The organism is Roseovarius aestuariivivens (assembly GCF_004761875.1).
GTDB lineage: Bacteria > Pseudomonadota > Alphaproteobacteria > Rhodobacterales > Rhodobacteraceae > Roseovarius > Roseovarius aestuariivivens.
Genome location: NZ_SJEY01000001.1, coordinates 660,438 through 675,753 on the forward strand (window position 1 = coordinate 660,438; position 15,316 = coordinate 675,753).

The following is a 15,316-nucleotide window of genomic DNA, read 5'->3' on the forward strand; positions in this document are numbered from 1 at the left end:
GACCACCCGCGGACATGGCGCGCGCGCCATGATCGCGACCGATTTTGAGGGGCAGGACGTGCGTGAGATCGTCGTCGAAATGGCACAGGATATCGGACAGGCAGGCGTGGTCCCGGCACGCCCGTTTGCGCCCGCACTTGCCCTGAGCGTTGCAATGGCGTTTCCGGTGAGTGCGACCGCGCAGGACCGCGATCCGATGCTCTTTCACGACTCCCATGGTCTGAAGGTCCGCGGGCATCTTCAGGTCGGCTTGAACGCGGTGAGCGAAGATAATCTCTTTTGGGATCTGGCCGCCACGACCGCGCCCGCGAGCAGGTTCGACCCCGACACGGACTGGCTGGAAGGCTACATAAAGCCCGGTCTCAGCTTCGAGTGGCAGACTGGGCAGGGCGCGGTGGTTTACGGAAAGCTTTCTGCCGTGGCGTCCTATACCTGGGGCAGGGACGCGTTCGACACGGGCGATAACGGGGCGATGACGCTTGAAGAGGCGTATTTCGCCGTACGAGGTGATCTGGGCGACGGCCTCTCATACGACCTGTCGCTTGGGCCGCGCGAACTGACGCTGGGCACCGGCATGCTGATCGCCAACGGGGCCACCAGCGGGTTCGAGCGCGGCGCGCTGAAATTCGGGCCGCGCAAGGCGTGGGAGGTGGCCGCGATCGGGCGGATATCCTCGCAGAGCGTCACGGGGACGGCCTTTTACCTCGATCCGAACGAGTTGCCATCCACGGACGGACAGAATGCACTCGCAGGTGTCGATCTGCGGTATGACGACCCTCGCGGCGGCTATCTGGGCGCGACCTATGTCGATGTCGTCAACTCCAATTCGCCCTATCCGCAGGCGGCGCGGGGCGGGATCGGCCCGCCCACCGTGACGCCCGGGGCGCGGCAGGACACCAGGACGCTGGGCCTTTACGCGAAAACGCCCCCGTTCGCGGGGGCGCTGGAGAACTGGGTCTTCACCGGTGATGTCGCCTATCAGTGGAACGACCGGATCGACCTGGAGGCATGGGCCGGGCGCGTGACCGCCGGGTATACCTTCGCCCGACTGCCGTGGTCGCCGAACCTGACCATGGGGTACCAGACATTTTCCGGGGACGATCCGAACACGACCACGCTGGAGAGGTTCGATCCGCTTTACTATCAGGGCAGCCCGAGCGCCTGGGCGACGGGGTCGAAGTCGGCCTCGACCTTCATCAATTCCAACGTGAACGCGCTGACGCTGGCGCTGCGCGTGCAGCCCACGCGGCAGGACACCTGGACGCTGCGCTATGCGCATATCCGGGCGAATGAATTGAACAGCCCCGTACAATTCGGCCAGGCGACCCGTGTCGATGTGAACGGGAATGTCGTGGCCGGTGTGACCACGGCCCATCTCGCCGACGATCTGTTCGTCGAATACAGCCGCATCATCAATCGCAATACGTTCCTGACCGCCGGTCTGTCGGTGTCCTTTCCCGGACAGGCGATCGACACGGTCATCGGCCGGAGCGCAGACCCTTGGACAGGAGGATTCATCAATGTCGTCGTCAACTTCTAGCCTTGTCGCGCTGGCCGCCGGCGTTGCTTTGACCCTGGGCCTGCCGACCGGCGCGCAGGCACAATCCACGCCCTTGTCGGCGCAGGAGTCCGACTCGCGCGTGATGGGCTGGATGCAGGGGTTTCCGCCGCCCGAAGACAAGATGATCACCCAGCCCGACAGCGTCTATTTCAGCTTTCCAAGGCTGCGCTGGTCGGTCTGTCACCTGCGGGAATTCCTGCCGACCGAGGAGATCAGCCGCGGCCTTGGCGCGCCGGTGCCCTTGAGCTATCCGTCACCGTCCGACTTTGCCGACCTGCGCGCCGAGATCGACGCGGTCACCTTCACGCCGCAGAAGAGCGACGCGGAGATGACTTGGAAAGAGTCGCTCTATGCCAACTACACCGACGGCATGCTGATCCTGCACAAGGGTGAGGTCGTCTATGAGCGGTATTTCGGCTGTCTTGAGGAAGACGGCAAGCACGCGATCATGTCGATGACCAAGTCCGTCACCGGCCTTCTGGCCGAGATCCTGGTGGTTGAGGGCGCGCTGGACGACACGGCGCTTGTGCGCGACATCATTCCCGAGATCGGCGATAGCGCCTTTGCGACGGCGACCGTCCGGCAGGTCATGGATATGACCACGGGTGTCAAATACTCTGAGGATTATTCGGACCCGAACGCCGATATCTGGCTTTATTCGCGCGCCGCCAGCCCGCTGCCAAAGCCCGAAGGCTACGACGGCCCGGATGGCTACTGGGAATACCTGCAACAGGTCGCTCCAGACGGCAATCACGGCGATGAGTTCCACTACAAGACCATCAATTCCGACATGCTGGGCTGGATCATCAGCCGGGTCACGGGCAAGGCGGTGACCGAGCTGGCCTCGGAGCGGCTCTGGCGCCGGATGGGGGCCGAGCAGGACGCCTATCAGACGGTCGACGGCAAGGGAGTGCCGTTCGCGGGTGGCGGGATTACCGCAGGCCTGCGCGATCTTGGGCGGCTGGGGCAGGCGATGCTGAACGAGGGCGTGCTGAACGGCCAGCGCCTGTTCCCGGCGGAGGTCGTGGCGAAGATCCGCGCGGGCGGGGACCGTGACAAGTTCGGCGACGGCTTTCCGACCTTCGGCGCCGGCAGCTATACCAGCCAGTGGTGGGTTCTGCACAACGATCACGGGGCCTATGCGGCGCGCGGCGTGCACGGGCAGACGATCTATGTCGATCCGACGGCCCAGATGGTGCTGGTGCGGCTGGCCTCTTTCCCGCGCGCGCAGAACGGGTTCATCGACCCCACGTCGTTGCCCGCCTATCAGGCTGTCGCGGACTTTCTGATGACGCGGGAATGACATGAGGCGCGCGTGACCGGCGCGCCCGCCGAGGTCTGAAAATAGACGTCAACGCGCGGGCGCGCGCGCTTTGCGGCGGCGTCGTCTTGCCCGCATCGCGGGAAACGCGCGCTGTCGAAACTCGTTGTCAGAAAGGCCGGAACGCGGCACCATGGCGGCCAAGCATTATATCCGACGTCATTTCGCCCGTGTCTTCATTCAGGAGGTTTTGCGATGAGAGTGTCCGAGCCCATTGAAGTATTATCCTACAGTTTAAGTGCCACCACCCCGATCAGTCTAGGCGAGACTGGCCCTGCGACGTTCGACGTGACGCTGCACATAGACGGCAATCTTGACGACGACCTGTCTGGCCTGACGCTTCGGTTCGAGGACGTGTCGAGCCCGGGACAGGTGTTTTCGCTTTTCGGCATGCCATGGTACGGCGACACGCCCGCCCAATCCGCCGCAGAGCCGGCCAAGGACAATGCGGCGATCTGGGCCCTCTCGAAGGTCATCGAAATCTCGAAAATGGTCGAGGGCGAGTTCGTGTTCACCCCAAACGAGGATGGAACTACGACCGCCGAAGGCTGCTATTTCTGCGATGACAATGCGGACGGTGTCATAGACAGGACCGGCGCCGAGGCGATCCAGAAGTGCAGCTTTTTCACGACGTCGCTGGAGCCGTCGGACAACACGCCGGCATCCGGGGACGGGTTGGTTGATGAGCTGATCTTCGTTTTTGAAGGCGGGGCGGATCTGATCGCCTGAAGAGGCGGGAAGCGGCCGATACCGGGCCGCATCCCGTGGGGTCCGGAGAGGATCTATGCGGTCTTGGTCTGACGCCGGCGGAGCAAGGCCAGCCCGCCCAGCCCGGCGATCAGCATCCAACCTGCCGCGGGCAGGGGGATCGTGCTTGGCGGCACGACATTCACGTTGATGCCGGTGCTGGCGATGCTGTTGCCCTGATAGAACGCTTCCAGCTCGATCCGGTAGGACCCGGGCGTCCGGGCGTCGAAGAATTCGAGCGGGGTTCCGGCATTATTGAAGAACTCGTAGTTCCAAGAGTTCTGCGCCAGCGAACTGACGCTCAGCAGGTTGGCGTATTCGGCCGCGTCGGCGGCGACGGTGCCCGCCCCGGCCGCGGTTGTCGTATCGCCAAGAGCATGATCGGCGAAGGGCAGATTGATCGGATCGAATTCAAGGAAATTCGTCCCCGCGGTCGGATCGCCGTCGAGCCGCAGCATGTAGGTGAGGGCATTGAGCGAGGTCAAATCCTTGGCGGGCAGCCCCAAGAACTGGGAGTCGCTGCCGATGCTCCACTCGAAATTCCAAATGGCGGTGCCGGTGCTGCCCGGCGCAAAGCCAAAGCCGGACGGCGGCAGGCCTGCGTCGAAGGTATAGGTGTCGACCCCGTCGTAATTGAACGTGTTCTGCGGCTGATTGTTCTGGTCGAAGCGCAGTTTGGCGCGCACGCCGAGTTCGGCCACCGGAAGGTTGCTTCCCAACACGGCCGGATCTCCGTAGGTGCCGGTGTCGACGGTGAAGTCGCCATTGGCATTGCCGGATCCGAAGATCACATTGTTAGAGACAGACGCGGCCACTGCCGGCTGGGCAATCGTAACGACAAGGCTCAGAGCGCAGGCGGCTTTGAGCGCCTTGGTTTTACAAAGTTTCATGAGTTTAACTATCTCCCCTGGATATGAACCTAGGACCATAGCGGGCGATGCTTGGAATTCAACCGAAGCTGCCGGGCGTGGTCTGCGGTCGCCGCGCCGGGTCTGTGGAGCCTGTCAGATACTCTCTAACCGGCAACGTCTTTTTCGCGTCTCCCGCTTTAGCTGCAAGATCGCCCAGCTTGGGTCAACGTCTTAGAAAATTTATGAAAAAATCCTTGTGAAGGCGCTGTCGCCCAGCTTAACGTAAAAGGAGTGTTGTAGTTTATTGCGCTGTTGCCATCACATGTTTTCATAAATTTCCCCTGACGTTTTTTTCGGGGAGCTTTCCATAGTGTCTTTTTAAGACGACAGGCTTGGCGCGCATTTTCATTTTTCCAAACGGTCGCCTGTGCGGGCGGTGACACCTCTTCGGTGAACAATATAATGATGTTTGAGGCGCCTCTGCCCAAGATGACTAAATCCACGCCGATTTTTGCGTTCCGTGCGTTTCAATTTGTTATCGGAAGCGTCGTGATCGGCACGATGGCGGTCACGCTGACCTTGTCCTTTGCGGCGCTGGTCTACACCGGGCCGCTTGCGATGTATCTGGGCACGGGTGCGAGTCTGATCCTGTTCGCGGCCGCGCTCATGTCGGTCATCGGGGCGCTTACCTATTCGGTCCGCGGATCGATTGCCAATCCGCAGGACGCAACCGCCGTGGTTCTCGGGTCGGCGGCCATCGGTATCGCTTCGTCGAAATCCATCACGCCCGACGCGCTTTTCCCGACGATCCTGGCCTTGCTTGCGGTGGCGTGTCTCATGGTCGGAGCAAGCGCCTTTCTGGCCGGCGTGCTGCGCCTAGGGGCCTTGGTGCGCTATGCGCCCTATCCCGTGATCGCCGGGTTTCTCGCCGCAACCGGCTACCTTCTGGTGATCGGCGGTCTGAGCATCGCCACGCGGGAAAGCGTCACGGCGTTCAACCTTGCCGAAGTGCTTAAAAGCGTTCCGCTGTCGCGTTGGTTGCCATGGGTGGCGGCGGGTCTCGCGCTGGCGCTGATAACCAAGTGGTTTCCGGGTGATTTCACGCTGCCTGTTGTTCTCGTCCTTGCCGCTTTGACGTTCTATTCGGCCCTTGCGCTGAACGGTATCTCGATCGAGACCGCGCTGGCGCGCGACATGCTTCTGGGGCCGTTTGACGAAACGGACACTGGCCGCGTTTTCGATGCCACATTCCTTGCGAAGATCGAGTGGGCCGAGATCCTAGCGGCGGCGCCGACGCTTGGCGCCGTCACCGGGCTTGCCCTGCTTGGTTCGCTTTTGAACACCACAGGTTTCGCGGTCGTCGTTCGGGAAACCACGGATACCGAGCGCGACATGCGCGCCACCGGGCTTGTGAACCTTGTGGCGGCGCCGCTGGGTGGTCTGCCCGGATACACTATTTTGGGCGAATCCATCCTTGCCCGGCGGATGGGCCTTGGCGGACATGTCCCCGGCCTTGTGGCGGCTTTTGCCTGCGCGGGGGCGGCCTATGCCGGAACGGCCTATCTTGCCTATGCCCCGGCGGGTCTCATGGCCATGATCGTGTGCTACCTTGGCTTTGACCTGTTGGGCAGCTGGCTTTTGACCAGCCGGAAGCGGATGTCGTCCTACGAGTACGTCATCGTGCTCATGATCGTGTTTGTAACGGCCACGTTCGGCTTTCTCGAGGCGATCGCGCTGGGCACGCTATCGGCGGCTTTGATCTTTGTGGTCACCTACGCCAGAACGGATGTTGTGCGCCTGCGCTCCAGCCTCGCGCAACGCCATTCCTGGGTCGAGCGATCCGAGGAGGAGCTGGCGCATCTCAAGGCGGTCGGACATGCCTATATCGTTCTGGACCTGTCGGGGTTTCTGTTCTTCGGCACGGTGGACAAAGTGGCCAGCCTGGTGCGGGCCGAGATAAAGTCGGAATCCGAAATTCGCTATCTTATCCTCGACTTCCGGCGCGTGACGGGTTTGGACGCGGCGGCGTCGGCGTCCCTGATCGAAATGGTGAGGCTGTGCCGGTCCGCCGGCGTGGAAATCACCTTTTGTTCGATTTCGACCGATCTGGAGCGCCAGATCCGCGAGGTCGTGCCCCGCCATGAGCAGCCGCGCATCAACGGATCGCTCAACGCGGAACTGGAACGCGTGGAAGACAGGTTGTTGACGGAAGCGTTCGGTTCGGAACGGGCCTACAGGCCCCGCATTCTGGAGCTTGTGCACGGTCTGGAGGAGGAATACGCCGACAGACCGGACGTCATCCACCGTGTCGCCCTGTCCGAAGGGCAGGAATTTCCGGTCAGTGCGAATGGATCCGACAGCATTTTCGTCGTCTGCAGCGGCAAGCTGCGCTCAGAGGTTCCAGCAAAGGACGGTCGCCTGAAAACCGTCGCAAAACTCAGGGCCGGGGCCCTGATTGGCGAGCTTGGCTATTACACGGGTGTGCGGCATTCGGCCTTGGTGGTCGCCGAAACCGTCAGCAACCTTGTGCATATTGACCTGCGGCAGTTGGGCAAATCCCGCTCGGATCACCTGATGGAGTTCCACAAGGCCTGCGGAGAATGCCTTGCGAGGCGGTTGATCCGGCTGACCGATCAATTGAGCGATCATGGGCTTGGCCCGCGGTGAGAGCGGATGCGGAAGGCCGCGGCGTGCGCTTGGGGCAGGGGGAATTGGTCGGCAAGCGCGGGTTGTGATGCAAGCGGCCCGGCACGTATCCCGGCCCACGCATTGGCCGGAGGGCGTTTCGATCGCCGGGGCAATGCGGTCGGTGGCGTTGAAACGAAAAGGGGCGAGCCCGAAGCCCGCCCTGTGATCGGGAAGGTTGATGGCCCGGTTACGCGCCTCGCCGCCGCAGCGTACCCAGCCCGCCTATCGCGACCAGAAGCATCCACACAGAGGCCGGGAGCGGGATCGCGCCGCCGACCTGACGTTCGACGGTATGATTGTGCGAGGGCAGGTTCGCCGTGGTCAGAACAAACGACTCGGCGCCGAATCTCATGCCGATTTCGTTGCTCAGCCCGCCGACCGGCGTGCGCCCGCGCAGATCGGGCAGGGCGAAGGTCGTGCGCCCGTCGCCGCCGTACATTGTTCCTAGGAGAGCGAAGAGCGACTGGTTCTGGTTGATCTGCAAAATCTGACCATGCGCAAACGCCCAGCCTCGGGGTGCGAAATTCCCCGCAAAGAGCGCGACCTCGCCCAAGAACGGCGTGCCGAAGGAGCCGGTTCCGCCCGGCCCGCGGGATGGGAACAGGCCCTCCAGTGCGATCAACCAGTTGAGCGACAGCTCTTGTTGGAGGTTGTTTTCCGGCTGAAAGCCTCCGGCCGTGCCGGTCGTGCCGCCGGCGGGATCGGAATGGGTGTGCGCCGGCATTTCGGCCAGCGTCAGTGTTTCGCTGTTGACGCCACGCGTCGATCCAAGTTGGCGCGTCTGAAGGCCGCTTCCGCTACCTGTCCCTGTCACGATCCGGTCTCTCATGTCGGGTTCAGCGAAGGTCGTTCGCCCGTCCCCGCCATAGGTTGTGCCCAGCAAGGAAAACAGCGAGGAGTTCTGCGATATCTGCACCAGATCGCCGGTTGCGGACCTGTAGCCTAGCTTGTCGAATCCGGTCACGCCGTCGCCGTCGGCCGCTGAGTCGATCGTAACGAAAGCCACTGTATCCTCGGGCGCACCGCTGCCGGAGCCTGAACTGTTCGGGAAGATACCTAATTCGACCAGTTCGAAATCGAGCGCCAAGCCGGGCATCATGTTCTGGTAGGCTTGGCCGCCGCCCGTCTCGGAACTGGTGCCCGTGCTCGTCGTGTGACTATGCGCCGGCAGGTTGTTTTGGCTGAGCGTCACATTCTGTGATCCGACCTGCTGGCCGAGGGTGAAGCTGCCGCCCGTCCCGACAACCGTTCGCCCGATCAGATTGGGCAGGCCGAACGTGGTCCGTCCGTCCCCGCCATAGGTCGTGCCGATCCTGGCGAAAAGCGCGTTGTTCTGCGCGATGGACATGAGTTGCCCCGCGGCCCGTTCAAATCCCCTTGGCACGAAATTGCTGGCGAACCAGCGGATCATGCCCAGGTCGTCGAAAGGGCCCGACGTCTGGATCAAAGGGGTGAGTTTCAGCGCGGGCTGATCGGTCGAAAATCCTTGGCCGCCGCCGGTATGGCCAAGGTCGATCGTATCGGCCTCGCTTGGTGGTCCAATGGAAAGGAACGCGGCAAGTGCTGCGCCCACAAACTTTCTGTTAAAATTCTTCATAATAAATCCCCCCGGAGCCGCATGAATTGCCGGCCTTCCATGAGGGTTGAGTTTATCATGAAATTCAGGAAATCGGTTATATATTCAGCAAATTGAACGGTTTGGAGTTGTGCGCCATCCAGTCGATGCACGCCGGTCGAGTGCGTCTTGCACGTTTTGCGACGGTCTTGGCGTCCGGCATGCGACCTGAGCGTGTTTCCGGATGCTTTCACGCGGTCTGACCTGCGTTTTTCGATCAGATCGGTTCGTTTTGGCCGTTTGATAAGCCGTGCCAGAGCCAGCGCGTCTTGGGCCGTTGCGTGCCTTGAAAGCCAACGATGTAGCGCGCGACGCGAGGCCCGGCGCGGTCGGGCGTTGACGGACGGGGCGCGTCGAAACGAAAAGGACGAGCACAACACCCGCCTCGTGATCGATAATCGAAGGACCGATCTGGCGTCTGCCACCTTGTTCCGCCGTCACATCCAGGCCAGACCGCCGAGACCGCTCAGCAGCAGCGGGAGATGGGCGAGGAGGGGGGGACGTTCGTAGCTGTCTGCTGTCGCTGCGCCACGGATCCATCAAGACGCCGCATGCAAAGCCGGTCAGGTGCCGTCGTGCCGTGATCCACGGTCAACCGGGCGAAAATTGTCGAGAATGACGCGTGTTTTCTGTAAGGCGAGATCAAAGAGGCATTGGAAGTTCGGCCACGACACGCAGGGAGTTGAACTTGATCGCACCTTCTGGCGCAGGTACCCTCTTTGACCAAAAGCAATCGAGGACACCCAGATGCTACGCGTTATGACCTTCTTTGCGGTGCTTAATGTCGCCGTCGCAACGGCGCCGTCTGTTCGTGCAGAGTCGCCTCCGATCGTAACGCTCTCCGGTGCTATCACTGAGATCAATCGCGGCCCCTCGCACGAGGACGATCCGACGATGCTGGGTGCGCATGACATCGCTTTCGACGGCGGCTTTGCCGTGACCCGGACCGAACTGGGCGAGCTGCCACAGCAATCAGTTGAAATCGCAATACCTGGCGGGGAGGGCACGGCCACTTTCACGGGCCCGCGCCTCGCTGATGTTCTGGACATGGCGGGATCAACGGGAAGCAAAGCCCTCATAACGGCGCTCGATGGATATGGTGTTGAAATCGATCGTTCGTTCATTGACACGCACACGCCGCTTCTGGCCATAGCGGCTGAAGGTGCGTCCATGGCCATAGGCGATCTTGGCCCATCGATGATCGTCTTTCCGCCGACCGAGGACGCGGAACTGCAAGAGACTTTCAATTCTTACCAGGTCTGGGCTGTGTTCCACATCGGCGTGAATTGAAACCGGATCCATCCGGCGCACTGTCTGAGCCCCTGCCGACCGGACCGCATCTTCTCCGGTAGCGTGCCGCTTTATCTGCTTTGGTCCATTCGAATTGCCGCATCACCAGACCGCGCCTTATGTAACGTAGGCTTTGCGATTTGGTGGTTCGTCGGTTGCAAATATCGGGCACGGGCCGGCCCCTGAGTTTCTTCCCCAGCCTAACCGAGGATGTGCTATTCTGTGCCGGGCTGCATGGGCTTGCTCGGGAGGAGTGATCATGAAAATCAGCATCGTTCGTGAAGAAAATTTTCAGATAAACCAGATACCTAAAGAAGTCATCTTGGAGAAAGAGACGGACCACGTGCCTAACGTGGGCGATATTGTGAAAGTGGGTCATACACTGAACGGGTTCGAGGCGTTTTCGGTCGATAAGCGGGTCTTCAGGTCAAAGACAGACAAGCAGGACGATCCGCACGCCTTCCAGGAGGTCATTCTTCTCGTCAACGAAATTCGCTAGGTTTCCGGGTCTCGTCCCTGTCTGACGGCCCCGTGTCGGAGAGGCCTCTGCCGCACTGCGTCAGTCGTCACAGGGCGCGCCCGTCGCAGGGGCTTGAACCGGGGGATTTTCCGCCCGGACATTTCCCGCGCGGGTGATCGGTGAAAGGACCGGGAGGCTTGGCTGTGCAGCCAGTCTCCGGCGATCCGGTATCGCGTGGTTTTCCCTGCTGGCAGGTGACAATACTGGCAAAATCGGAGAAAGAAGTCGTCAGTTTCGGCCGTGTGCGCGACGATCGCCCGCAATCAGGATGCGAGAGGCTCACCCGCGAACATCTTCAGTTCCGTGCCGGCCCCTTCCAGTGCGTCCCGGACATGGCGCGCGATCTTGACGGCACTTGGCGTGTCGCCATGCAGGCAGATCGTATCGATGCGGGTGGCGATGCGCTTGCCGCTTTCGGTGATGATCGCGCCGTCGCCCACCATCTTGACCATGCGGGCGGCGGCGGCCTCGGGGTCGTGGATGACCGCGCCGGGCTGGCTGCGGTCGACAAGTGTCGCGTCATCGTTATAGGCGCGGTCCGCGAAGATTTCGCAGGCCGTCCGGCAGCCCAGTTCCGCCACTGCCGCCTGCTGCGCCGTGCCCGCCAGCACCATGATGACAATATCGGGCGCGACCGACAGTGCCGCCTCGTAACAGGCCCGGGCCGCCGCCTTGTCCTCGGACGCCATGTTGGCTAGAGCGCCGTGCAGTTTGAGATGTCGCACCTCGGCGCCGGCTGCCCGCGCCATGCCCATCGCCGCGCCCAGCTGGTAGCGCACGAGGTTGGCAAGGCTCTCGGGCGGAATGGTCATGCGCCGCCGGCCAAACCCCTGCAGGTCCGGGAAGCCGGGATGCGCACCGATGCCGACGCCCCGGTCCCGCGCCGCGGCCATGGTTCGTGCCATCACGTCCCAGTCGCCCGCGTGCTGCCCGCAGGCGATGTTGGCTGAGGTCACGATGTCCAGAAGCGCCGCGTCGTCGCCCATTACCCAGGGGCCGAAGCTTTCGCCCATGTCGGCGTTCAGGTCTACCGTGGCTGTCATGTCATGTCTCCTCAAGCTCTCGCCCGGCCGTGGCGCCGCTGATCAGCTGGTAGGCGAGCAGGTTCCGGATATCGTGCGGGTCGCGCACCAGCGGGGTCAGCGCGGACCGCAGCCCCCGGCGATGCGCGGCGGCGCGGCGTTCGGCCTCTACCGCATCATTCAGCGAAACGAACCGGAACCGCAGCGCCGTGCCCGGCGTGGCCTGCACCACTTTCGGCAGGTCGCAAGGCAGCACCGAGGCGATCCGGGGGTAGCCGCCGGTCGTCTGGCACTCGCCCAGCAGCACGAAGGGCGCACCGTCGCCGGTGATCTGGATGTCCCCGGGCACCACGACCTCGGACAGCACGCTGAGGCCTGCATCGCTGTGAAAGCCGTCGCCTTGGAAATCGAGCCGCACGCCCATGCGGCTGCCATGGGCGCCGCGGGTGAAGCCGGTCGTCTCGAACCGCTTGATCTGGTCGGCATCGAAGAAATCCGTCTGCAGGCTCGGCACGACGCGGACCGTGCCGCCCTCGAACCGGGGCTCGACGGGCAGCAGCCGGTTCACCTCGGTCGGGGCGGTGTCCTCGCCGATTTCGAGCCGTGTGTCGGACCCCACCGCCGATCCCAGCCCGCTTGATACGTGCACGCTGCGTGATCCCAACCGCTCGGGTCCGGCAAATCCGCCGCCCACGTGCAGGTATCCGTAGCTGCCCATCTCGGCCCCGCCGATGGTCAGCCGCGCCCCGGCGGGCAGGGCATGGCTTGCGTGCCAGGCGATCCGCGTCCCGTCGATGGCCGCCCGCATCTGGGCGCCGGTCAGGGCGATGCGCAAATCCGACGTCGCCTCGAACTCGCCGCCCGTGCCGGCCATTTCCAAAGCGGCCAAGCCGTTGTCCTGCCCCAGCAGGGCCGCGCCCTCGGCCAGCGCCAGCCGGTCGGCCGCGCCCCCCGGCGACAGGCCAAAGCCCATATAGCCCGGCCGCCCGCGGTCCTGCAGCGTCAGGCCGGGGCCCGCGCGGTGTACGATCAGCGCCCGGTTCATGTCAGATCCTTGGCGCGGGCACCGCCATCCGGATCGTCTTTCATCGCCTGCAAGCGCTCGGGCGAGACCGGCTCGAACCGCACGGCGTCGCCGGGGCGAAGGACGAAGGGTGTTTCCGCATCGGGTCTGAACAGGCGAAACCCGGTCTGTCCGATATGCCGCCACCCGGTCGGGGTGGAGACCGAGAACAGCACGAGCTGCCGGATTGCCACGGCCAGCGCGCCCTCGGGTATGCGCTTGGTCAGGGCCTTCTGGCGGGGGATGTCCCAGTCCGGCCCAAGTTCGCCCAGGTAGGGCTGACCGGGCGCGAAGCCGATGGTCTGCACCCGCACCACTGTGTCCGAGATCGAGGCGATTGCCTCGTCCGGCGTCATACCCGCCGCCGCTGCCGCTTCGTCGAGCTGGGGTGCGAGGTCGGTGCCGAAGACCGTCGGAATGCGCCATTCGCGCCGCCCCTGCGGAAGGTCGGCGGCATACCAGTCACGGTCCTGCAAAAGCGTGTCGAGGTCGGCGCGCAGCCCGGCGTGATCGCGATGCACCGGATCGAACCGCACATAGGCCGAGATGAGCGATGTCGATGTCTCTTCCACCCCCTCCGGCGTGGCCCGGTCGAGTGCGGCGCGGAAGGCCAGTGCCGCGCGGTTGGCCGGCTCGCTCAGGCGGTCGCCGAAGCTGACCAGCATCCCGTCCACACCGACAGTGCGGATCTTCGGCCATTCCTTCGTGGCCGCCTGCGGGCTGGTAGTCCCTTCATCGCTCATCCTACATCTGCCCCGGCAGGAAGGTGACGATGGACGGGAAGACCGAGATGATCACCAGCGCCGCCACCATCAGCAGGAAGAACGGCAAGGCCGCCTTGGCAACAAAAAGGATGTCGCGCCCGGTCAGCGATTGCAACACGAAGAGGTTGAACCCGACAGGTGGCGTGATCTGCGACATCTCGACCACGATCACCAGGAAGATGCCGAACCACATCGGGTCGATCCCGGCCTCCAGCACCATCGGCATGATGACCGACGCGGTCAGCACCACGACCGAGATGCCGTCGAGGAAACATCCCATGATGACGAAGAAGACGGTAAGCGCCGCCAAGAGCGTAAAGGTCGACAGCCCCAGCGATCCGATCCATTCCGCCAGGATGCGCGGGATTCCGGTGAAGCCCATGGCGACGGTCAGAAAGGATGCGCCGGCCAGGATGAAGGCGATCATGCAGGAGGTGACAGTTGCCCCCATCAGCCCGTCGACGAAGCTTTGTTTTGTCAGCGTCCCGGTGCTCCACGACAGGATCAGCGCCAGCACGACGCCCACCGCCGCCGCATCCGTGGGCGAGGCGAGCCCGGCATAGATCGAGCCGATGACGCCCAGGATCAGCAGCATCACCGGGATCAGCCGGCGCGACCGGCGCAGCCGTTCCGTGAAGCTTACCGCCAGCGACTCGTCGGGCAAACGCTTGCGGTTTAGCAGCGCCCACAGGATGACGTAGCCCAGGAACAGGCCAACCAACAGGACGCCCGGCAAGACACCCGCCACGAAAAGCCGCGCAATGGATTGCTCGGTCGCGACGCCATAGACGATCAGGATGATCGATGGCGGGATCAGCAGCCCCAGCGTGGCGGAGCCGGCCAGCGTGCCGATCACCATTTTCTCTGGGTAGCCCCGTTGGGTCAGCTCGGGGATCGACAGCTTGCCGATGGTCGCGGCAGTGGCAGCGGAAGAGCCCGAGACCGCGGCGAAGATCCCACAGGCAAAGACGTTGACGTGCAAAAGCTGCCCCGGCAGCCGGTTCATCCACGGCGACAGCCCGGCGAACATGTCGTCCGACAGGCGCGAACGGAACAGGATCTCGCCCATCCAGATGAAAAGCGGCAGTGCGGCCAGCGCCCAGTTGTTGCCGTGGCCCCAAAGGGTGGTCGCCATGACCAGCCCCAGTGGCGCATCGCTGAAAAGCGCCATCGCCGCGATGCCGACGCCCAAGAGGGCGAAGGCCACCCACAGCCCCGCGCCCAGAAAGGCGAAGAGCAAGACAAGCAGGATGATCGAAAGAACCGTGACGGACATGGGCGCACCTTACTCTTTGAGGAGGTTTTCGCCCTTGCCGGTCCAGCTGGCAGAGCGTCCGCGCAGCAGCCCGACAAGTTCGTCGGCCAGCGCGATGGTAAGAATGATCAGACCAAGCGCCACCGGCACCTGCGGAATCCAGAGCGGCACCGACACCATGCCGGAACTCTTGTCGCCGAATTCGTGCGATTCCAGCACCAGCAGGATCATGTACCACGCCGCAAAGCCCGACATGCCCAGACCGATCGCGGTCACGACAACCTCCACGGCGTGGCGCGTGCGCTCAGCCAGCGCCTGGGTCACCAGAGACACCCGAATGTGTCCCCCCTTGCGCAGCGTATAGGCCAGCGCCAGGAAACTCGCGGCGGCCAGGAAGAACCCGGTGAAATCGGCATAGGACGGGATCGTGACCCCAAGGCCTTTGCCCGTCAGTCCGATCGTGATCTTGTCGGCGAGGTTCAGTCCCACCTGCGCAAAGACCAGCGCGACGATGGCGAGGATGAAAAGTGCCGCCAGCCCGCCGGCCGCACGGTAAAGCGTATCGAGCATGCGCCGCATGGGTGAAATCTCCCTGTTGGTGGGGTAAAGAACCCGGGCG

The 15,316-nt window shown here is 63.2% G+C and carries 13 protein-coding genes; 6 read left to right on the plus strand and 7 right to left on the minus strand.

The annotated features are described in order from the left end of the window. Nucleotides 1–28: 28 nt before the first annotated feature. The 3 genes from EZV60_RS03235 to EZV60_RS03245 all read left to right on the plus strand — a co-directional run bounded on the left by EZV60_RS03235 (nucleotide 29) and on the right by EZV60_RS03245 (nucleotide 3,611). On the plus strand, nucleotides 29–1,540 hold the full coding sequence (locus EZV60_RS03235; protein WP_245306181.1) for an alginate export family protein: 1,512 nt from the start codon (nucleotides 29–31) through the stop codon (nucleotides 1,538–1,540). After that, on the plus strand, nucleotides 1,521–2,864 hold the full coding sequence (locus tag EZV60_RS03240; RefSeq protein ID WP_135502065.1) for a serine hydrolase domain-containing protein: 1,344 nt from the start codon (nucleotides 1,521–1,523) through the stop codon (nucleotides 2,862–2,864). The genes EZV60_RS03235 and EZV60_RS03240 overlap by 20 nt, the downstream gene beginning before the upstream one ends. A 213-nt stretch (nucleotides 2,865–3,077) precedes the next feature. After that, nucleotides 3,078–3,611 carry a hypothetical protein gene (locus EZV60_RS03245; protein ID WP_135502067.1) on the plus strand — a complete coding sequence of 178 codons (534 nt, stop codon included), beginning with the start codon at nucleotides 3,078–3,080 and terminating at the stop codon, nucleotides 3,609–3,611. Between the two features lie 53 nt (nucleotides 3,612–3,664). Here EZV60_RS03245 and EZV60_RS19285 read toward each other — a convergent pair whose 3' ends face one another. After that, entirely contained in the window at nucleotides 3,665–4,519 is an 855-nt protein-coding gene (locus tag EZV60_RS19285) for a VPLPA-CTERM sorting domain-containing protein (RefSeq protein WP_245306182.1), read from the minus strand. A 450-nt stretch (nucleotides 4,520–4,969) separates the two neighbouring features. On the opposite strand from EZV60_RS19285, the gene EZV60_RS03255 reads away from it, so the two are divergent. Beyond that, nucleotides 4,970–7,147, plus strand: a complete 2,178-nt coding sequence (locus tag EZV60_RS03255; protein ID WP_167853447.1) for an SLC26A/SulP transporter family protein — start codon at nucleotides 4,970–4,972, stop codon at nucleotides 7,145–7,147. A gap of 208 nt (nucleotides 7,148–7,355) precedes the next feature. Here the strand turns inward: EZV60_RS03255 and EZV60_RS19540 are convergent, their stop codons facing one another. Next, nucleotides 7,356–8,765, minus strand: coding sequence for a tail fiber protein (locus EZV60_RS19540; RefSeq protein ID WP_135502071.1), 1,410 nt, complete (start codon nucleotides 8,763–8,765; stop codon nucleotides 7,356–7,358). Nucleotides 8,766–9,542: 777 nt separating this feature from the next. Here EZV60_RS19540 and EZV60_RS03265 point away from each other — a divergent pair. Together EZV60_RS03265 and EZV60_RS03270 are read left to right on the plus strand one after the other, a co-directional pair. Further along, a complete protein-coding gene (locus EZV60_RS03265; protein WP_135502073.1) occupies nucleotides 9,543–10,073 on the plus strand; it encodes a putative pterin-binding protein in 531 nt (176 codons plus the stop codon). Nucleotides 10,074–10,332: 259 nt separating this feature from the next. Beyond that, entirely contained in the window at nucleotides 10,333–10,572 is a 240-nt protein-coding gene (locus EZV60_RS03270; RefSeq protein ID WP_135502075.1) for a hypothetical protein, read from the plus strand. 284 nt (nucleotides 10,573–10,856) lie between these two features. On the opposite strand, the gene EZV60_RS03275 is transcribed toward EZV60_RS03270, so the two are convergent. From EZV60_RS03275 to EZV60_RS03295, 5 genes are read right to left on the minus strand one after another with little or no spacing between them, the layout of a single operon-like run. Continuing rightward, the gene (locus EZV60_RS03275) at nucleotides 10,857–11,636 is read right to left on the minus strand and encodes a LamB/YcsF family protein (protein ID WP_135502077.1); all 780 of its coding nucleotides are present in this window, start codon (nucleotides 11,634–11,636) and stop codon (nucleotides 10,857–10,859) included. A 1-nt stretch (nucleotide 11,637) separates the two neighbouring features. Continuing rightward, entirely contained in the window at nucleotides 11,638–12,660 is a 1,023-nt protein-coding gene (locus tag EZV60_RS03280) for a 5-oxoprolinase subunit C family protein (RefSeq protein ID WP_135502079.1), read from the minus strand. Beyond that, entirely contained in the window at nucleotides 12,657–13,421 is a 765-nt protein-coding gene (locus tag EZV60_RS03285) for a 5-oxoprolinase subunit B family protein (RefSeq protein ID WP_135502081.1), read from the minus strand. Before EZV60_RS03285 ends, EZV60_RS03280 begins: the two co-directional genes overlap by 4 nt. Before the next feature lies 1 nt (nucleotide 13,422). Beyond that, a complete protein-coding gene (locus EZV60_RS03290) occupies nucleotides 13,423–14,718 on the minus strand; it encodes a TRAP transporter large permease (RefSeq protein WP_135502083.1) in 1,296 nt (431 codons plus the stop codon). A 9-nt stretch (nucleotides 14,719–14,727) separates the two neighbouring features. Next, nucleotides 14,728–15,276 carry a TRAP transporter small permease gene (locus tag EZV60_RS03295; protein WP_135502085.1) on the minus strand — a complete coding sequence of 183 codons (549 nt, stop codon included), beginning with the start codon at nucleotides 15,274–15,276 and terminating at the stop codon, nucleotides 14,728–14,730. Nucleotides 15,277–15,316 lie beyond the last annotated feature (40 nt).